The organism is Stenotrophomonas sp. 1L-E-5-B-C3, from assembly GCF_057292075.1.
The window spans coordinates 126,606-146,365 of sequence record NZ_JBXAWS010000010.1 but is presented as its reverse complement, the minus strand read 5'-3'; the positions used below and the strand labels follow the sequence as shown (position 1 = coordinate 146,365).

Genomic DNA, 19,760 nt, shown 5'->3' with positions numbered 1-19,760 from the left:
TGTGGGTTGATCGCTGAAGCCAGAAGCAAAAGCCGCGCTGGGCCGGGCGGGGTGGGTTTACGGCGTCCCCGCAAACCCACAGTCCCCTGCCAGTCCCCAGTACAACCCAGAGCCATGAACACCGCTGTTGCTGTTGCTGGTGCTCTGGCTTGAAACGGGTGCCGGGCAGCGCCCGGCCGGGTATCCTTTCCCTCTGATGTCCGACCTTGTCCATGCCAGCCGCGAAGCCCTCAGCGACGGCGGCGCGCTCGCCTCGCACCTGGATGCCTTCGTCCCGCGTCCCGCACAGCTGCGCCTGACCGAAGCGATCGCCGACGCGTTGCAGCAGCGTGATCTGTTGCTGGCCGAAGCCGGTACCGGCACCGGCAAGACCTTCGCCTATCTGGTGCCGGTGCTGCTGTCCGGGCTGCGTACCATCATCTCCACCGGCACCCGTGCGCTGCAGGACCAGCTCTACCACCGCGATCTGCCGCGCGTGCGCCAGGCGCTCGGGGTCGGCCTGCGCAGTGCGCTGCTGAAGGGGCGTGCGAATTACCTGTGCCGCTACCGCCTGCAGCAGGCGCGTGGAGAGCCGCGTTTTTCCAGCCCCGAACAGGCAGCGCAGTTCCAGCGGATCCTGGCCTGGTCCGGTCGCTCGGAGTTCGGTGACATCGCCGAGCTCGACGGGTTGGCCGACGACTCCCCATTGCTGCCGATGGTCACTTCCACTGTCGACAACTGCCTGGGCACCGATTGCCCGTTCTGGGATGACTGCTTCGTGGTGCGCGCGCGGCAACGCGCGCAGGCCGCCGATGTGGTGGTGGTCAACCATCACCTGCTGCTGGCCGATCTGGCGCTGAAGCAGGACGGCTTCGGTGAGCTGTTGCCCGGTGCACAGGCCTTCGTCATCGACGAGGCGCATCAGCTGCCCGAATTGGCCGCGCAGTTTTTTGGCGAAGGCTTCGGCATGCGCCCGTGGCAGGAGCTGGGACGCGACTGCCTGGCCGAAGCACGTGGCGTGGGTGGCGCACAGTCGGCCCTGCAGGAGCCGGTCGATCAGCTGCAGCAGGCGCTGCTGGCGTTGCGATCGGCGATGGAAGGGCTGCCGTCGCGTGGCACGCAGTGGCGTGCGTTGGCGATGCCGCAGGTACGTGACGGCTTCGATACGGTGATGGCGGGCCTGGTGATGCTGGAGCAGGCACTGCAGCCGCTGCGCGAAGCGGCGGCCGGCCTGGATGCCTGCCATGCGCGGGCGCGCGAGGCGGTCTCGCGGCTCAGCCGCTGGCTGGGCGATGACGAACCCACTCTCGATTTCGACACCGATCCGTCGGAAGCGAACAGTGCGGCCGATGTGCTCTGGTACGAGCTTACGCCGCGTGGTTTCCGTTGCCAGCGCACGCCGATGGATGTGTCCGGTCCGTTGCGTGAGCATCGCGAGCGCAGCCGTGCCGCGTGGATCTTCACTTCGGCAACGCTGACCGTGGGCGGTGGTTTCGATCACATCGCCACCCGCCTGGGCCTGGACGATCCGCACACGCTGGTGCAGCCGAGTCCGTTCAACTGGCCTGAGCAGGCGCTGTGCTACATGCCCGAGGGCCTGCCCGATCCCGCCGCGCGCGGTTTCGGTACCGCACTGATCCAGAGCCTGCGGCCAGTGTTGCAGGCGTCGCAGGGCAGGGCATTCCTGCTGTTTGCTTCGCATCGCGCCCTGCGTGAGGCGGCCGAGGCATTGCGCGACGGGCCATGGCCGTTGTTCGTGCAGGGCGAGGCGCCACGCGCGACGCTGCTGCAGCGCTTCCGCGAATCCGGCAACGGCGTGCTGCTCGGCTCGGCCAGCTTCCGCGAGGGTGTGGACGTGGTCGGCGAAGCGCTGAGCGTGGTGATGATCGACAAGCTGCCGTTCGCGGCGCCGGATGACCCGGTGTACGAGGCGCGGTTGGAGGCGATCCGCAGCCAGGGGGGCAACCCGTTCCGCGACGAGCAGTTGCCTCAGGCCGTGATCGCGCTGAAGCAGGGCGTCGGCCGCCTGATCCGCAGTGAGAGCGATCGTGGCGTACTGGTGCTGTGCGACCCGCGCCTGCTCAATCGGGGCTATGGCCGGGTCTTCCTCGATTCGCTGCCGCCGTTCCGGCGTACCCGCAGCCTGGCCGATGTGCAGGCCTTCTTTACGCCACAATGGGCACCCGTGGCCGATGCTGCTGCTCCGTCCGCTGTTGCGGCGGGCCCGCAACCGGCACCCGGCGCCACGTTCCCCCTGTTCTGACCTGATCCGATGAAACTGCTCGCCTTTGAAACCGCCACCGAAGCCTGTTCCGTTGCCCTGCATGTGGATGGGCAGGTGCTGGAACGTTTCGAGATCGCCCCGCGCCGGCATGCCGAACTGAGCCTGCCATGGGCCGAGGCGCTGCTGGCCGAAGCCGGCATCAGCCGCCGCCAACTGGACGGCATCGCGCTCAGCCGTGGCCCCGGTGCGTTCACCGGCGTGCGTCTGGCGATCGCCATTGCGCAGGGTATCGCGCTGGCGCTGGACCGCCCGCTGCTGCCGGTCTCGACGCTGCAGGTACTGGCGCTGCGCGCGCCGGTCGAAGAAAACCAGATAGTTTCGGCAATCGACGCGCGCATGGGTGAGTTGTACGTCGCGCGCTTTGAGCGCGTGGACGGCCTGCCGGTGGCACGCGATGCCGAACGCGTGTGCGCACCTGCTGTGGTGGCGTTGCCGGAAGGGCTGGCTGCCTACGGCGTCGGCACCGGTTTCGGTGCGGCCGAGGGCGCACTGGTGGCGCAGCTCGGTGCTGGCCTGCGCGGATTCGATGCCACTGCACTGCCGCGCGCGTCGGATCTGCTGACGCTGGCGGTGCCAGCCTTCGCACGTGGCGAAGCCATTGCGCCGGAGAAGGTGGAACCGGCGTACCTGCGCGACAACGTGGCATTGACCCTGGTCGAGCAGCAGGCCGCGCGCGAGGCGAAGGTGAAGGCCAACGGCTGAGTCCCTCGTGGCGGGGGCGTAGATCAAAAGCCATGGTTTGGCCGGGCGGCTGGGCTGCGCAGGGGGCGCTGCAAGTACGTCCATGTAAGCTCGGTCGCCGCATCCATGCGGCTCACGCCCCTGCGCAGCCCAGCCGCCCGGCCACGGATAGTTCCCGTGTGCGTCCGCCACGGAAAATCAAAAAAGAAAATCAAAATCAAAAGCGGGTCGCTTCGCTCGCATCCACGCGTGGCGTGGATGTGTGTCGACCAAGGTCGACACCTACCAACAGCAAAAATGCGCCGCGATCTGTCAGAGGTGGTCTTGCCGTGTGCGCAGGACGGCGCGCACGAGCAAGGCGCCATCGAGCCCCCAGGGGTGAGGGCGCTTTGGTTGCGAAGCACTGCTTCGCAAGCGCCCGAACGCACAGCCGCCAGCGGCTGGGCCGGTCTGGGGGTTTACGGCGTGTCCTGCAAGCCCACACCGCCCCGCCAGGTCCGGCATCTCTGCCGCCGCTTCTGCTGTTGCTTCGGCTGTGGCCGTTGCCTCTGCGGGTCCCGGGCCGCAGGCCCGGGCAACAAACCCCTACCGATCGTCGCGCAGGGCGCCGCCCGGCAGGAACACCCACGTACGCGTGACCTGCAGGATATCGATCTCGTCTTCGGTCTTCGGCAGCGGCGGGAACGGCTGTGCCAGCTGCACCACCCGCAGCGCAGCTTCGTCCAGCAACGGCGTCCCGCTCGAACGCAGGATGCGGCTGCTTTCCACGCTGCCATCGCGGCGCACGCCCACGCTGATCACCACCTGGCCGCCGAGACGGCGCTGCCGCGCCTCGTCCGGATAGTTCAGGTTGCCCACCTGCTCGGCGCGGTCGACCCACGCGCGAAGGTAATTGGCATAGGCATATTCGTGCGTACTGGCGGAGACGAATTTTCGGTTCGGGCGCTTGGCGTACTGCGCAGAACGCAGGTGCACTTCCGCTGCCAGGCGCGCCATTTCCGCATCACGCTGTTCGCGCGCGGTCATCGGCGCATCCGGCGTCGGCTCCAGCGGGGTGGGGCGCGATTGCGCCTGCACCACTGTGTCCTCGCCATTGCGGCTGCTGACCACCCGCGCCTGCGGCGGTGGCACGGGCGCGGCCGATTGCTGCTGTTGCGGCACCGGGCTCAGCCCGGACTGGGCCTGCGGCACGATGCCGGCCTGGTTGTCGCGCGGGCGCTGTGCGCGGTCGTGCTCGCCACCGCCCTCCTGGCTGGCCGCGGCAAGGAAATCGGCCTGCTTGGGCGTCAGTGCGGTGCGGGTCTGGCTGAAGATCACTTCCAGCGTCGGCACCAGCGGCGCATCGCCCTTCACGGCAAAGCCCACACCAAGGATCAGCAGGGCGTGGACCAGGACCGACAGCGCGATGGTCGCCCCCAGCCGTTGCGCTTCGCGCGGCGGCGGGGGCAGGACGGCAGGTGCGGGGGGCATCAGCGCAGGCCGGCCTCGAGCGCGTCGAACAGGGTGCCGGCGATGTTCAGGCCGTACTGTGCGTCGAGTTCGCGCACGCAGGTCGGGCTGGTCACGTTGACCTCGGTCAGGTAATCACCGATCACGTCCAGGCCGACGAAACGCATGCCACGACGCTTCATCTCCGGCCCGACTTGGGCGGCGATCCAGCGGTCGCGCTCGCTCAGCGGGCGGCCTTCGCCGCGACCGCCGGCGGCGAGGTTGCCGCGGAATTCATCGCCCTGCGGGATGCGCGCCAGGCAGTAATCGACCGGCTCACCATCGACCAGCAGGATGCGCTTGTCGCCGGCGGTGATGTCCGGGATGAATTTCTGTGCCAGCGCCATCCTGTGGCCGCCGTCGGTCAGCGTTTCCAGGATCACATTCAGGTTCGGATCGCCCTGGCCGCTGCGGAAGATCGAGCGGCCGCCCATGCCGTCCAGCGGCTTCAGCACGGCCTGGCCGTGTTCCAGCGCGAAGGCCTTCAGCGCCTTGGCGTCGCGGCTGACCAGGGTCGGCGGGCAGCACTGCGGGAACAGCAGGGCGGCCAGCTTCTCGTTGTAGTCGCGCAGCCCCTGCGGGTTGTTGACCACGCAGGCACCGGCCGCCGCAGCCACGTCCAGCACCTGGGTGTCGTAGATGTACTCGGCGTCGACCGGCGGGTCCTTGCGCATCAGTACGATCTGGCCGGGACCGAATTCGGCGCGGCTGAACGCGCCCAGCTCATACCAGCCAGCCGGGTCGTCGCGCACCTGCAGCGGCGCGGTCTGGGCCACCGCCACGCCGCCTTCCAGAGCCAGCCCGCCCGGTCGCACGTAGTGCAGGGCATGGCCGCGGCGCTGGGCTTCCAGCAGCATGGCGAAGGTGGTGTCCTTGGCGATCTTGATGTGGGCGATGGGATCCATCACCACGATGACGTTCAACGGCATGGGCGCACCTGTCTGGCAAGGCGTTGATGGTAGCGGCAACGCCGGTCGCGCGCCTCCCCGCCGTACTGCAACGCTGCGTCCGCCCGGCGCCCGCGCAGTCATTGCGAAACCCGTCACGTTCAGGAGGGCGCCATGCCCCGCGCCATGGGGCGGCCTTGAAGCGGGCGCGGAAAGTGCGATATAGATACGCTTTCGTAGCGGCCCCCGCCAGAGATCGGGCCGTGCGCTTGGGGATAGGCAATGACTGAAAACACGACTGCGGGCGGGGAACTCGCAGGACTCCGGGTGATGGTCATCGATGATTCGAAGACCATCCGCAGGACTGCGGAAACGCTGCTCAAGCGCGAAGGCTGCGAGGTGGTCACCGCCACCGACGGCTTCGAAGCGCTTGCGAAGATCGCAGACCAGCAACCGCAGATCATCTTCGTCGACATCATGATGCCGCGCCTGGACGGGTACCAGACCTGTGCGCTGATCAAGGGCAACCAGCTGTTCAAGGCGACCCCGGTCATCATGCTCTCGTCCAAGGATGGCCTGTTCGACAAGGCGCGGGGACGCATCGTCGGCTCGGAGCAGTACCTGACGAAGCCTTTCACGCGTGAAGAACTGCTGGGTGCCATCCGCACATACGTCAACGCCTGACCAGGGGGGAAAGGCACAATGGCTCGTATCGTTCTGATCGAGGATTCACCGACCGACCGCGCGGTGTTCACCCAGTGGCTGCGCCGTGCCGGCCACGAGGTGCTGGAAGCGGACAACGCCGAGGATGGCCTGCAGCTGGTCCGCGACCAATCGCCGCAGCTGGTGCTGATGGACGTGGTGCTGCCCGGCATGAGCGGTTTCCAGGCGACCCGGGCGATGGCCCGTGATGCGGCGATCAAGCACATCCCGGTGATCATCGTCAGCACCAAGGCGATGGAAACCGACAAGGCCTGGGGCCTGCGCCAGGGCGCGGCCGATTACATCGTCAAGCCGCCGCGCGAGGATGAACTGATCGCGCGGATCAACGAACTGGTGGCCTGATGCGCTCGCCCTTCGACATTCTTGAAGCCTACGAACGGCGCAGCCTGGCCCATGCGGTGCAGCTGCCCGAACGGCAGTTCGCCCAGGACCTGTGGCGTGGCGTCGGCTATCGCGTCGGCCAGCGCCGGCTGGTGTCCGATTTCCGCGAAGTGGTGGAAATCGTACCGATGCCGCCGGTAACGCCGGTGCCGTGCGCACAACCGTGGCTGCTGGGCGTGGGCAACCTGCGCGGCAACCTGTTCCCGGTGGTCGACCTGAAGTACTTCCTGGAAGGCACGCGCACCGTGCAGCAGGAAGGCCAGCGTGTGCTGATCATGCGCCAGGCCGGCGGCGACGTCGCGCTGACCATCGATGAACTGTTCGGCCAGCGCAGCTTCGAACTGGCCCAGCAGATCGAGGCCGGTGCACTGGCCGATGGGCGTTATGGCCATTTTGTCGACCGCGCCTTTCATGCCGACGGCCAGGACTGGGGCGTGTTCTCGCTCTCGCTGCTGTCGCGCACCCCTGAATTCCGGCAAGCCGCGGCCTGAGGCCGGGCATTGCCCCCTGCATTGAAGAACGAGGTTGAACGATGAGTACTGCTTCGGGCGCCACCAAGACCGGCAAGCTGCGGCTGGGCGGCAGCAACCTCTGGCTGTTCCTGCTGCTGGCATCGATGATCCTGTTCGGCGTCAACACCGGCGTCGCCACCTGGCAGGGCAGCCGCCTGGCCGATGCCGGCTCCAAGGCCGCCGACCTGCAGGTGCTGTCGCAGCAGCTGGCCAACCAGGGCCGTGACGCGGTGGGTGGCAACGCGCAGGCGTTCACCGCCTTCAAGGCCACCCGCAACGCGATCGAACAGAACGTGTCGACCCTGCAGGGGCGCTACGGCAAGGAGCCGGGCGTGTCCGGCGCGATCTCCACGCTGGGTGAAACCTGGGCGCCGCTGGGCAAGCAGGCCGGCCAGCTGGTCGCCAGTGAGCCGGCGGTGCTGGCCCTGGCTGGCAACGCCAACAACTTCAGCGGCGCGGTACCGGGCCTGCAGGCCCAGCTGAATGAACTGGTGCGTGCGATGTCCGCCTCCGGCGCACCGTCGGCGCAGGTGTACAGCGCGCTGCAACAGGTCGTGGTGGCCGGTTCGATGGCCCGTCGCGTGACCGAAATGCGGGCCGGTGGCAGTGGTGCGGCCACTGCCGGTGATGCGCTGGCACGTGACATCACCGTGTTCTCGCAGGTGCTCGATGGCCTGCGCAATGGCAACGAGGAACTGGGCATCACCGCCGTGCGCGGTGCCGCCGCCGTCGCTGCGCTGGAGCAGTCGCAGCAGAAGTGGGAAGCGATGAAGCAGGACGCCGACGCGATCCTGGCCAGCTCGCGCCAGCTGTTCGCCGCACAGTCCGCCGCCACCGCGCTGGGCCAGGGTTCGGCGCACATGCTGGACGACAGCCGCAAGCTGTTCGAAGCGTTCTCCTCGTTCGGTTCGGTGTCCGATACCCGCCTGTTCCCGAATTTCTGGATTGGTGTGGTGTCCGGTGCGCTGTCGCTGATCGCGATCATCGGCTTCGTCTCCACCAACGTGCGCAGCCGCTCGCGCGAGCAGGAGCTGCGCTACCAGACCCAGGTGGAGTTCAACAGCCGCAACCAGCAGGCGATCATGCGGCTGCTGGACGAAATTTCCTCGCTGGGTGAGGGCGACCTGACCGTGAAGGCCTCGGTGACCGAGGACATGACCGGCGCCATCGCCGACGCAATCAATTACGCGGTTGACGAGCTGCGCCACCTGGTAACCACCATCAACGACACCTCGGCCAAGGTCGCGCTGTCCACCCAGGAAACCCAGGCTACCGCCATGCAGCTGGCAGAGGCGGCAGGCCACCAGGCCAACCAGATCACCTCGGCCTCGGACCGCATCGGCGAAATCGCGGCGAGCATCGAGCAGGTGTCGCGCAACTCGGCCGAATCGGCCGACGTGGCACAGCGTTCGGTGGTCATCGCCGCCGAGGGTGCCGGCGTGGTCCGCGAGACCATCCAGGGCATGGACCAGATCCGCGACCAGATCCAGGAAACCTCCAAGCGCATCAAGCGCCTGGGTGAATCGTCGCAGGAAATCGGCTCGATCGTGGAACTGATCAACGACATTTCCGAACAGACCAACATTCTGGCGTTGAACGCGGCGGTGCAGGCAGCTTCGGCCGGTGAGGCCGGCCGCGGTTTTGCCGTGGTGGCCGACGAAGTGCAGCGCCTGGCAGAACGCACCTCGGGGGCGACCCGACGCATCGAAAACCTGGTGCAGGCGATCCAGGCCGATACCAACGAAGCGGTCACCTCGATGGAGCAGACCACTGCCGAAGTGGTGTCCGGTGCGCGCCTGGCCGAAGACGCCGGTACCGCCCTGACCGAAATCGAGCGCGTGTCCAACGCCCTGAACAACCTCATCAAGAACATCTCCATCGCCGCCCAGCAGCAGTCCGCTGCGGCCTCGGACATCACCCGCACCATGGGCGTGATCCGGCAGATCACCGGCCAGACCTCGCAGGGTGCCGGGCAGACCGCCGAATCGATCGGCCACCTCGCGCAGCTGGCGGCCGACCTGCGTCGTTCGGTCGCCGACTTCAAGCTGCCGGCGTGACGCGGACAGGGCGGCGAGCAAGGAACCAGTCGATGAAGCATTTCCATTTCCCACGCCAGAACTCGCGCGGCCACCGCGCGGCGGCGAACGGAGCGCGTCCATGAGCAGTCTGCGCGATGCGATGAGCCACGCAGCGCTGGGCTGGATCAAGCCCGAGCTGGACGAGACCCTGCGCCAGGTGCGCAACGAGGTCGAGTACTACGCGGAAGATCCCAGCGATGCCAGCCGCATGCGCATCTGCGCCGGCTACCTGCACCAGGTGCAGGGCACCCTGCGCATGGTCGAGCTGTATGCCCCGGCGATGGTGGCCGAGGAGCTGGAACAGCTGTCCAACGCCATCGGTGCCGGCCGTGTGGCCGATCGCGATGAGGCCTGTGCAACCCTGATGCGCGGCAGCGTGCTGCTGCCCGATTACCTGGAGCGCCTGCAGAACGGTCATCGCGATATTCCGATCGTGCTGATGCCGCTGCTCAACGAGATCCGTGCCGCGCGAGGCGAAGAAGGCGTGCATGACAGCGTGCTGCTGGCGTTCGCGCCGGACAGCGTCAGTGCCACCGAGGCCGAGCTGGACCATGCCCGTGGCAGCCTGAGCGGGCGCAACCGCGAGCTGCTGGATACCGTGGGCAGCGCGGTGAAGGAAGAACTGCTGCGCATCAAGGATGCGCTGGACCTGCACCTGCGCACCGGCGGCGCACCGGAGCAGCTGCAGACCCAGGCCAACGAACTTGGCGCCGTGGCAGATACGCTGGGCATGATGGGCCTGGGCGTGGCCCGCGGCGTGGTCGTGCAGCAGCGCGATGCGCTGCGTGGCGTGGTCGAAGGCCGCCAGCAGATCGATGAGAACCTGCTGCTGGATATCGCCGGCGCACTGCTGTACGTGGATGCCTCGCTGGACGACCAGGTGGCCCATCTGGGCGCCGGTGGCAGTGGCGAGGACGATCCGAGCGCGGTCGAGAACCGGCGCACCGTGGAAGTGCTGGCGCATGAAGCCATCGCCAACTTCGCGGCGGCCCGTGAGCATTTCGTCGCTTTCATTGAAACCAGCTGGAACCATGCCGAGCTGCAGGATGTGCCGCGCCTGCTGGGCGATGTCTCCGGCGCGCTGCGCATGCTCGACCTGGGCACCGCTGCCGACTATCTGCGCGGTGTGCAGCAGTACATCGAAGCCGAACTGGTCGGCCGCCAGCGCGTGCCCAGTGGCCGCCAGCTGGATACCCTGGCCGATGCCATGGCCAGCCTCGAGTATTACCTGGAGGCGCTGCGCGACCGTCGCCCCGGCCGCGAGGACATTCTCGAGATCACCCGCAGCAGCCTGGAAGCGCTGCGCTACTGGCCGCTGCCGGACCGCAATGCGGCGATGCCTGCCGCCGCCGAGCCGGTGGTGTTCGCATCGCTGCTGGTCGAGCGCGAGCCGGTCGCGGTGGAGACCGGGCCGCTGCAGCCGGAACCTGTCGAGATCGCGGTGCAGCCCGCCGCACCCGCCGCTGGCACCGTACCGGTGCCGCTGCCGGACTTCACCTTCGATCCACCGCCGGTGGCGCCGCCAGAGGTTGCCGACAACAGCCTGATGTTTGGTGCGCTGGGCTCCGCGGCAGTCACTGCTGCGGTCAATGCCGGCAGCGCCGGCGCGACGCCCTTGTCACTTCATGACGGGGAGGATGCGCCGCTGGTGTTCGCGGCCTCCAGTGCACCGGCACCCGAGGTTCCGCAGTGGGACCTGGCGCCGTTCCATCCGGACGCCGATCCGCTGGCGGTCGCCGATGACGAACGCAGCCCGACCTTCGCCAGCTTCGATCCGGTCGGCTTCGAACAGGCCGATGCCGGACAGTTCGCTGCGCCGCAGTGGGCGCTGTCCGGGGCGCCGTCGCATGACCTGGCGGATGCCACCACGCTGACCGATGATGACGCTGGCGATGTTGCGGTATCGATCGACACCGGCTTCGATGCCGCGCCGGTGTTCGATCCGGTTGCAGCCGAGCATGAGGCTGGCGCACTGCCGGACGATGATGTGGTGTTCCGCTTCGATGCCGATGCGCTGGACAACGCCGACGACGTGCTGTCGCTGCACGCGATGGAGACCTTGTCGCTGGACGACGATGCCGGCCTGCCGCCGTCGCTGGAGATCGTCGATACCGCCGCGCCCGTGCTGGTGGACGAAAGCCTTGTGGTTGCCGAAGTCGACGCCGTTCCGGCGGATGTGCCGGAGGACGTGCCCGCGACGATGGCCGAGGTGCTGACGCCGGCCTCCGATGCACCGGCGCCGGCGGTGTCGGTGATTGATATCGACACCATCGCACCCATCGATTTCAGCGAAGCCGATGCGCAGTTCTTCGCCGAACTGAGCGCGGCGGCCGCCGATTTCAATCCGCAGGCGGCAGCCACTCCCGCCGCTGCGGAAACGCCGGTCGTGGTCGCTGCCGACGCCGGCTTCGAGGCCGGCTTCGATGACGACGCGGAGAACATCGATGAGGACATCCGCGAGGTGTTCCTGGAAGAGTTCGACGACGAACTGGCCAACCTCGGCACGCTGCTGCCGGCATGGCGCGTGCAGTTGGACAACATGGACCGGCTGCGGCCGATCCGGCGCATCTTCCACACCCTCAAGGGCAGTGGCCGCCTGGTCGGTGCGCGCACCCTGGGTGAGTTCGCGTGGAAGATCGAAGGCATGCTCAACCGCGTGCTGGATGGCAGCCGCGCGGCCTCGCCGGCGGTGCTGGCGATGGTCGACAACGCCCACGCCGCGTTGCCGCAGCTGAACGCCGCGCTGCGCGATGGCCAGCGCATCAGCGTCGACCTGCAGGCGATGCAGGCCATCGCCGACCGCGTTGGCGCCGGCGAGGAAACGTTCTACGTACCGTTGCCGGTCGCTGCCGCACCGGCAGTGCCGCCGTCTGCGGCCGAAGGCGAAGACGAGATCAGCCGCATCCTTGAGGCCGAAGCGGTGGCATCGGTGCAGGCCGACGCTGGTACGGTGGTTGAAGCGATCGGTACGCCGGCCAACATCGACAGCGTGCTGCGCGAGATCCTCGAGGCCGAGGTGGAAGTCCACCAGGCGACCCTGCAGGACTGGCTGCGCTCGGCGCAGCAGGCACCGCAGCCGGTCAGCGACGCACTGCTGCGCGCGGTGCACACCATGAACGGTGCCTTCGCGATGACCGAAGTGCCGGAGATCACCGCCGTCACCGGGGGCGCCGAGTCCTACATCAAGCGTGCACTGGCCGCTGACGTGGTGCCGTGTGAAGAAGGCCTGGCCGCACTGGATGCGACCGCGCAGGCGATCACTGCGACCATGGACGCGCTGCAGGCCGAACAGCCACGCATCGCACCGCAGGACGCGCTGGTGCAGCGTTTGCAGGCGCTCGCCGGCGAACTGCCGGAAGCGCGCTGGCCGATGGTCGGGCTGGAAGACGAAGACGAAGACGAAGACGAAGACCTGGCGCTGGACGCAGAGGACGATGCCGAAGTGCCGGCAGCTCTCGAAGCCCCGTCCGAGCCGGTGCTGGAACCGATTCCGGCCGAAGTGGACGTGGCAGCGGCCCTCGCCACCGCCGACAGTGGGCTGGACGTTGCCGAGCTGACCGCCAGCGATGATCTTTCGCGCTACTTCGATGCGGGATGGCCGTCGGTGCCGGGCGAAGGCGAGCCCGCCGTGATCGCCCCGGACGCACTTGAATCGGTCCAGGTGGACGCGATCGCGGCAATCCCTGCCACGGAGGACGCGGACGCGGAGCCCGCATCGTCGCTGGCCGACGCCGCCGATCTCACCGTGGCCGATGATCTGTCGCCGTACCTGGATGCCAGCGCATTGCCGGTGGATGACCGTGATGCTGATGAGGCAGCGACGTTCGGCGAAGCTGACGCAATCAACCTGAATGCGACGTTGTCCGATGACGCCGATGTCGTTGAAGACAGCTTCCTCGACACACCTGCTGCACTGCCACTCGACAGCGAGCTGTCGAGCCTGCAGGATGAAATGGCTGCGCCGGGTTTTGCAGAACCGGTCACGCTGGCAGCCGCGCTCGAGGCCGGCCTGCACGTGATCGACGAAGAGCAGACCCTGGCCGACGACGGGCATTGGCCCGTACTCGGCCTGCAGGCCAGCGAACTCGCGCCGGGCGAGGCGGAAGCCTTTGCCGAGGATGCGGACGTCGGCGGGGAGGCGGCGGTCGGTGAAGGAGAGAGCGCCGATCAGCCGTCCCCGGCGACGGTGAATGAGGAGATCGCTGCGGAAGCACCGCAGGCCACTGATGAGCCGGTGCGCTTCTTCGAACTCGAAGACGCACCAGGTCAAGGGACGGTGCATGCCGAAGTCGCCGAAGCCGAAGCCAGCTCCCTGGCCATCGACGCGATGCCGGCCGCAGCAGCCGAAGAAGAAACCGAAGACAGTGCAGACACACTCGACTTCAGCGTGTACGACCGCGAGCTGGTCGACATCTTCGTCGAGGAAGGCAAGGACCTGCTCGACCACTGCGATGGCCTGATCAGCGAACTGCGCGATGCGCCACAGGATCGCGAGGCGCTGTCCGGCCTGCAGCGCGACCTGCATACCCTCAAGGGTGGTGCACGCATGGCCGGCATCAATGCCATCGGCGATCTTGGCCACAGCATCGAATCGCTGCTGGAAGCTGTCGCCGCCGGCCGCACCGAGATCGAACGCCGCGACGTGCAGCTGCTGGAGCGTGGTTTCGACCGCCTGCACCAGCTGCTGACCCGCACCGGTGCCCACCGTGTGGTGGAACCTGCACAGGATCTGGTCGAGGCCTTCGAGGTCCGCACCACCACCGATATCGCCGCGGCTGCCGCTGCGGCCAATGCCGCCAGCATGGTCGAAGCCGCATCGGCAACGATCGCAGCTCCGGTCACCGCACTGGCCGATGCGCCGCTGTCGGCGCCGTTGCCGGCCGAAGGCGTGGTCGATGAAGACGCGTTGGCACGCCCGCAACAGGAACAGGTACGCGTGCGCGCGGATCTGCTCGACCGCCTGGTCAACCATGCCGGTGAAGTGGCGATCTACCGCTCGCGGCTGGAGCAGCAGCTGGGTGCCTTCCGTGGCGCCATGGGTGAGCTGGAACGTACCAACGCGCGACTGCGCGATCAGCTGCGCCGCCTCGATCTGGAAACCGAGGCGCAGATCGTCGCCCGCTACCAGCGCGAGCAGGACCAGGCCGATCAGAAGTTCGACCCGCTGGAGCTGGATCGCTTCTCCACCCTGCAGCAGCTCAGCCGTGCGCTGAACGAATCGGCGGCTGACCTTGGCGGCCTGCAGGGCGTGCTCGATGATCTGTCACGCCAGTACGATTCGCTGCTGCAGCAGCAGTCGCGCGTCAGCTCGGAACTGCAGGATGGCCTGATGCGCGCGCGCATGGTGCCGTTCGATGGTCTGGTGCCGCGCCTGCGCCGCGTGGTCCGCCAGGCCGGCATGGACACCGGCAAGCAGGTCCACCTGACCCTGGAAGGTACCCACGGCGAACTCGACCGCAACGTGCTCGACCGCATGGTCGCGCCGCTGGAACACATGCTGCGCAATTCCGTGGCCCATGGCCTGGAAGCGCCGGAGCAGCGCCGTGCCGCCGGCAAGCCGGAGGAGGGCGAGATTGCCATCCGCCTGCACCGCGAAGGCTCGGAAATCGTGCTGGATGTGGCCGACGACGGCGCTGGCCTGGATCGCGAAGCGATCCGCCGCCGCGCTCTCGACCGTGGCCTGCTGGCTGCCGATGCGCAGCCGAGCGAGCAGGAGCTGGACAACCTGATCTTCGCCTCCGGTTTCACCACTGCCGATCAGGTCAGCCAGTTGGCCGGCCGCGGCGTGGGCATGGACGTGGTGCGCAACGAAGTGCGCCAGCTGGGCGGCTCGGTCGACATCCAGTCGGTGCGTGGCCAGGGCGTGCGCTTCACGCTGCGCCTGCCGCAGACACTGGCGGTCACCCAGGCGGTGTTCGTGCAGATCGGCGAAACCACCTTCGCGGTGCCGGTCGCCTCGGTCAGTGGTATCGGCCGCCTGTCGCGCGAGCGTTTTGAAGCCGCCGACAGCAGCTACCGCTACAGCGGCGAAGACTACCCGCTGTACGACCTCGGCAGCCTGGTCGGACAGGCCCCGGCGCGTGCCGATGGCCAGGACCAGGTGCCGCTGCTGCTGGTCCGCGCCGGCGACCTGCGCGCCGCCGTGGCGATCGACCAGGTACTGGGCAACCGCGAAATCGTGGTCAAGCCGGTCGGCCTGCAGATCGCCTCGGTGCCGGGTATCTACGGTGCCACCATCACCGGCGATGGCCGCGTGGTGGTGATCCTGGACGTGGCGCCGCTGGTGCGCCGCTTCCTCGCCAATCCGACGCTGCCGGTACTGGCCAATGCACCACGGCAGGAGCGCCAGGTGCCGCTGGTGATGGTGGTCGACGACTCGCTGACCATGCGCAAGGTCACCGGCCGCATCCTCGAGCGCCACAACTTCGAGGTCAGCGTCGCCCGCGATGGCGTGGAAGCGCTGGAGCGGCTGGAAGAGCGCGTACCCGACCTGATGCTGCTGGATATCGAGATGCCGCGCATGGATGGCTACGAGCTGGCCACCGCGATGCGTGCCGACCCGCGCTACAGGGACGTGCCGATCGTGATGATCACCTCGCGCAGCGGCGACAAGCACCGCCAGCGCGCCTTCGAGATCGGTGTCCAGCGTTACCTGGGCAAGCCGTACCAGGAACTGGACCTGATGCGTAACGTGTACGACCTGCTGGGGATCGCCCGTGTCCGTGAGTGAAGCCCATCCGGCCCCGGCCGTTGCCCTGTTGGCCCGCCCCGGCGCCGCGCGCGAGCGCCTGCGTGAGGCGTTGTCGCACGCCGATGTGCAGCTGGTGCTGGAAGAAGACCCCAACAGCCTGGAGCCGCAGGTCCTGCAGCAGGCGCGACCGCAGTTCGTGGTGATCGCCCTGGAGGCGGCCATCGAGGACGCGCTGGAACGGCTGGACACTGTGCTGTCCGCACCTGGCCTGACCCTGGTGTTCGACGAGGCCGAACTGGCCGCGCGCCGTGATGGTTGGGAAGTGCAGCGCTGGGGCCGCCATCTGGCCGCCAAGCTGCACGGCCACCAGCAGGTGCTGCCGCCCGGTGCCGAGGAAGAACCCAGCCTGCAGCTGGAACCGGGCCATCCGGCACCGCCGCCCGCGCCACGCGAAGAAGCACTGCAGCCGCACCTGGAACAGGCGCTGAGCTGGGCCGACGACGTCCCGGCCGACAGCCTGTACTCGCCCCCCGCGCACCTGCACGAGCCGATCGCGCTGGAGCAGGCACTGGCCGCGCTGCAGCCGATCGTCCCCGAATCGCTGCAGGCGCCGTCGTTGCCGCCAGCGATGGCCGAGCCTGCCACTGCCGCACCGCTGGTCTCCTTCGACCACACGGCGTGGTCGCTGGTCGATGACGTGGCGGATGCACCGGCCGCTGCTGCCAACATCGCTGCGGTCGAAGCGGCACCGCCCTCGTTCGATACCGATCACCTGAGCCTGGTCGATCTGGACGCTGCCGCGCCGGTCGGCGCGCGCGCCGGATCGCTGCTGGTGCTGGCCGGCATCGGTGGCCCGGATGCGCTGCGGCGCCTGCTCGGCGCACTGCCGGCGTCGCTGGCCGTGCCGGTGCTGGTGCACATGCGGCTGGATGGTGGTCGTTACGGCAACCTGGTCAAGCAGATGGCACGGGTGTCGCCGTTGCCGGTGCAGCTGGCTGAAGCTGGTCAGCGCGCCACGCCCGGTGAAGTGCACGTGCTGGCCGATGACATCGGCGTGCAGGCGGCCGGTGATGGCCTGCATTTCATCAGCGACGCACAGGGCATCTCGATTGCCGCGCTGCCGGCGGAACACACGGCGCTGGTGCTGCTCAGCGGCGCCGACCTGGACCACGTCGGCCCGGCGCTGGACCTGGCTGCCGCCGGCGCCTGGGTGGCCGGGCAGGTGGGCGAGGGCTGCTATGACCCCGCCGCAGCCACCGCTGTGGTTGCCGCCGGTATGGTCGCGGGCGAACCGCAGGAACTGGCGCAGGCGATTGCCGCACGCTGGGGCGTGGATGACGACAACGGAGAGGCACCATGAGCTACGCCAGCAATGACGAGATCCGCGGCGTCCTGATCCAGGCAGGCAACGCGCGCGTATTGCTGCCCAATGCCACCGTGGCTGAAATGATGTCGCGTGTGCCGGTGCAGCCGGTCTCCGATGCGCCGCGCTGGCTGGTGGGCGAGATCGGTTGGCACGGCTGGCAGGTGCCGCTGGTGTCGTTCGCACGTCTTTCGGGACTGGGCGAAGAAGCCGTGGGCGGCCACAACAAGGTGGTGGTGCTGAAGGCGCTCAGCGGCAACGCGCAGCGTCCGTACTACGCGCTGCTGACGCAGAACTTCCCGCAGCTGATCTCGGTGCCGCGCGACGGCCTGCTGGCCGATGCCTCGGAGGAAACCCTGCCGGACATCGTGCACATGCGCGTGCTGCTGGGCGAGCAGAGCGCACTGCTGCCGAACCTGGACGCGCTGGAAGCCGCCCTGGATTCGCTGGCGGCCTGATCGGACATCCGCCGGGCATTTTGAATTCCTGGTAGTGCCGGCCGCTGGCCGGCAACCGCATGATTCCGTGGATGCCGGCCAGCGGCCGGCACTACCAGAAATCGGGCCTTACCCCAGATCGCCCAACCGCGCCTGCAGCGCCGCGATCGCGGCCAGCCCGGCGGTCTCTGTACGCAGGATGCGCGGCCCCAGCTGCAGGCCCTGGAAGCCAGCGTCCGCCAGTTGATCACGGTCGCGTGGCGACCATCCCCCTTCCGGACCGATTGCAATCACGATGCCCCCGGCAGGTGTGGCGTCCATCGTCGACAGCCGGTGCGCACCCTGCGGATCCAGGGTCAACCGGAGCGTATCCACCGGCAGTGCCGCTGCCGCCTGCGCAAGCGACAACGGCGGGCCCACCTGCGGAATGCGCGCGCGCCCGGACTGGCCACAGGCTGAGGTCACCACGTTGTTCCAGTGCGCCACGCGCTTCTCCGCGCGTGCTGCATCGAGCTTCACCTCGGTGCGCTCGGCGTTGACCGGAACGATCGCCGCCACGCCCAGCTCGGTGGCCTTCTGCAGGATCAGGTCCATCTTCTCGCCGCGGGCGATGCCCTGCAGCAGGGTGATCGCCAGCGGCGATTCGGTGTCGATGGCCTGCACGGCGTCGATGCGCACCTGCACTTCGCGCTTGCCGGCCACGGTCAGCGTCGCGCTGTAGTCGTGGCCATCGCCATTGAACAGCACACAGGTATCGCCCTCGCGCAGGCGCATCACCCGTACCAGGTGGTTGGCGGTCTCTTCCGGCAGGGTCACGGTCTGGCCGCTGTGCAGCGCCAGGTCGATGGGGCAGCGGGTCACGCGCATGCAATCGCCTCGTCAATGGCCGCCAGCGTGGTGTGTGCCAGCAGCTCCAGTTGTTCATCGTCCACGCAGTACGGTGGCATCCAATACAGCACATCGCCCAGCGGGCGCAGTACCACGCCGCGTTTGAGCGCGGCCTTGTAGGCGTGCAGGCCCAGCCGCATGGCCGGGTCGAACGGTGTGCGCTTGTTGCCATCGCGCGACAGCTCGAAGGCCACCACCATGCCGGCCTGGCGCACGTCGGCCACGTGCGGATGGTCGCTGAACGGTGCCGCCAGCGTGCCCATCACCGAGGCGATGCCGCGGTTGCGGGCAATCACATCGTCGTCGCGGAAGATGTCCAGCGTCGCCAACGCGGCCGCACAGGCCAGCGGGTTGCCGGTGTAACTGTGCGAATGCAGGAACGCCCGCTCGCGCGAGTCGTCGAGGAACGCGTCGTACAGCGCCTGCGTGGCGAGCACGGCGGCCAGTGGCAGGAAACCGCCGGTCAGGCCCTTGGACAGGCACATCAGGTCCGGCATCACCCCGGCCTGCTCGCAGGCGAACAGGGTGCCGGTGCGGCCAAAGCCTGCGGCGATCTCGTCGGCGATCATGAATGCACCGTGCGCATCGCACAGTTCGCGCACGCGCTGCAGGTACACCGGGTCGTGCATCCGCATGCCGCCGGCGCACTGCAGGCGCGGTTCCAGGATCACCGCGCAGATCTCGCCCGGGTGCTGGTCGAACAGCGTGGCCAGGCCATCAGCGGCCTGCCGGGCGCGGTCGGCCGCACTCTGCCCTGGTTCGGCCAGATAGGCATCGGGCGAGGGCGCGAACAGGCCTTCGGCCAGCAGTGGCGCATAGACGCGGCGGTACAGCGGGATGTCGCCCAGTGCCAGCGCGCCCAGGGTCTCGCCGTGGTAGCCGTTCTCGAGAGCGATGAAGCGCGTGCGGCGCGGCTCTCCGCGGTTCTGGAAATACTGGAACGCCATCTTCAGCGCCACTTCCACGCCGGCTGAACCGTTGTCGGCATAGAACACCTTGGCCAGCGGTTCGCGGCCGGGCTGGTGTGGTGCCAGCGCCAGCAGGCGTTCAGCCAGGGTGATCGCCGGCTCGTGGCCGAAGCCGGCCAGCATCACCTGTTCCAGCTGCCCGGCCTGGGCGGCGATGGCGCCGCCGATGCGCGGCTCGGCATGGCCGAACAGGTTGGTCCACCAGCTGCTGACCGCGTCCAGGTAGCGGTTGCCGTCGTGGTCGAACAGCCAGGCACCCTGGCCGCGTGCGATCGGGACCAGTGGCAGGGTATGTGGATGCTCGCGCATCTGCGTGCACGGGTGCCACAGCACCTTCAGGTCGCGTTGCCGCCAGTGCTCGACCAGCGGGGAGGGGGTTGGGTCTGCTAGCATTTCGGGC

General features: G+C 68.2%; 13 protein-coding genes. 9 read left to right on the top strand and 4 right to left on the bottom strand.

Annotation, left to right across the window (positions count from 1 at the left end; genetic code table 11):
• Positions 1-196 precede the first annotated feature (196 nt).
• The gene (yoaA, locus tag AC0Z6F_RS14365; RefSeq protein WP_012511879.1) at positions 197-2,242 is read left to right on the top strand and encodes a DNA repair helicase YoaA; all 2,046 of its coding nucleotides are present in this window, start codon (positions 197-199) and stop codon (positions 2,240-2,242) included.
• Between the two features lie 9 nt (positions 2,243-2,251).
• The gene (gene tsaB / locus AC0Z6F_RS14360; protein WP_065723897.1) at positions 2,252-2,965 is read left to right on the top strand and encodes a tRNA (adenosine(37)-N6)-threonylcarbamoyltransferase complex dimerization subunit type 1 TsaB; all 714 of its coding nucleotides are present in this window, start codon (positions 2,252-2,254) and stop codon (positions 2,963-2,965) included.
• Between the two features lie 564 nt (positions 2,966-3,529).
• Here tsaB and AC0Z6F_RS14355 read toward each other — a convergent pair.
• Positions 3,530-4,414, bottom strand: coding sequence for an energy transducer TonB family protein (locus tag AC0Z6F_RS14355; RefSeq protein ID WP_012511877.1), 885 nt, complete (start codon positions 4,412-4,414; stop codon positions 3,530-3,532).
• Positions 4,414-5,361 (bottom strand): glutathione synthase, encoded by a 948-nt coding sequence (gene gshB / locus AC0Z6F_RS14350; RefSeq protein ID WP_153676035.1) that lies wholly within the window; start codon positions 5,359-5,361, stop codon positions 4,414-4,416. Before gshB ends, AC0Z6F_RS14355 begins: the two co-directional genes overlap by 1 nt.
• Before the next feature lie 240 nt (positions 5,362-5,601).
• Between gshB and pilG the strand changes: the two genes are divergently transcribed.
• The 7 genes from pilG (at position 5,602) to AC0Z6F_RS14315 (ending at position 17,525) form a co-directional block, all read left to right on the top strand.
• Positions 5,602-6,003: a twitching motility response regulator PilG gene (gene pilG / locus AC0Z6F_RS14345; RefSeq protein WP_005418455.1), complete on the top strand. Its 402-nt coding sequence runs from the start codon at positions 5,602-5,604 to the stop codon at positions 6,001-6,003.
• 18 nt (positions 6,004-6,021) lie between these two features.
• Positions 6,022-6,384 carry a response regulator transcription factor gene (locus AC0Z6F_RS14340; RefSeq protein ID WP_006385332.1) on the top strand — a complete coding sequence of 121 codons (363 nt, stop codon included), beginning with the start codon at positions 6,022-6,024 and terminating at the stop codon, positions 6,382-6,384.
• Entirely contained in the window at positions 6,384-6,914 is a 531-nt protein-coding gene (locus AC0Z6F_RS14335) for a chemotaxis protein CheW (RefSeq protein ID WP_006385330.1), read from the top strand. The genes AC0Z6F_RS14340 and AC0Z6F_RS14335 overlap by 1 nt, the downstream gene beginning before the upstream one ends.
• A 41-nt stretch (positions 6,915-6,955) precedes the next feature.
• Positions 6,956-8,992 carry a methyl-accepting chemotaxis protein gene (locus AC0Z6F_RS14330; RefSeq protein WP_006385328.1) on the top strand — a complete coding sequence of 679 codons (2,037 nt, stop codon included), beginning with the start codon at positions 6,956-6,958 and terminating at the stop codon, positions 8,990-8,992.
• Between the two features lie 100 nt (positions 8,993-9,092).
• Positions 9,093-15,743, top strand: coding sequence for an Hpt domain-containing protein (locus AC0Z6F_RS14325; protein WP_485617373.1), 6,651 nt, complete (start codon positions 9,093-9,095; stop codon positions 15,741-15,743).
• Positions 15,730-17,064, top strand: a complete 1,335-nt coding sequence (locus AC0Z6F_RS14320; RefSeq protein WP_006385150.1) for a chemotaxis protein CheB — start codon at positions 15,730-15,732, stop codon at positions 17,062-17,064. Before AC0Z6F_RS14325 ends, AC0Z6F_RS14320 begins: the two co-directional genes overlap by 14 nt.
• Positions 17,061-17,525 (top strand): chemotaxis protein CheW, encoded by a 465-nt coding sequence (locus tag AC0Z6F_RS14315; protein ID WP_006385148.1) that lies wholly within the window; start codon positions 17,061-17,063, stop codon positions 17,523-17,525. Before AC0Z6F_RS14320 ends, AC0Z6F_RS14315 begins: the two co-directional genes overlap by 4 nt.
• A gap of 108 nt (positions 17,526-17,633) precedes the next feature.
• Here the strand turns inward: AC0Z6F_RS14315 and AC0Z6F_RS14310 are convergent, their stop codons facing one another.
• On the bottom strand, positions 17,634-18,371 hold the full coding sequence (locus tag AC0Z6F_RS14310; protein WP_485617371.1) for a 16S rRNA (uracil(1498)-N(3))-methyltransferase: 738 nt from the start codon (positions 18,369-18,371) through the stop codon (positions 17,634-17,636).
• Entirely contained in the window at positions 18,362-19,753 is a 1,392-nt protein-coding gene (bioA, locus tag AC0Z6F_RS14305; RefSeq protein WP_485617369.1) for an adenosylmethionine--8-amino-7-oxononanoate transaminase, read from the bottom strand. The genes AC0Z6F_RS14310 and bioA overlap by 10 nt, the downstream gene beginning before the upstream one ends.
• Positions 19,754-19,760: the final 7 nt, after the last annotated feature.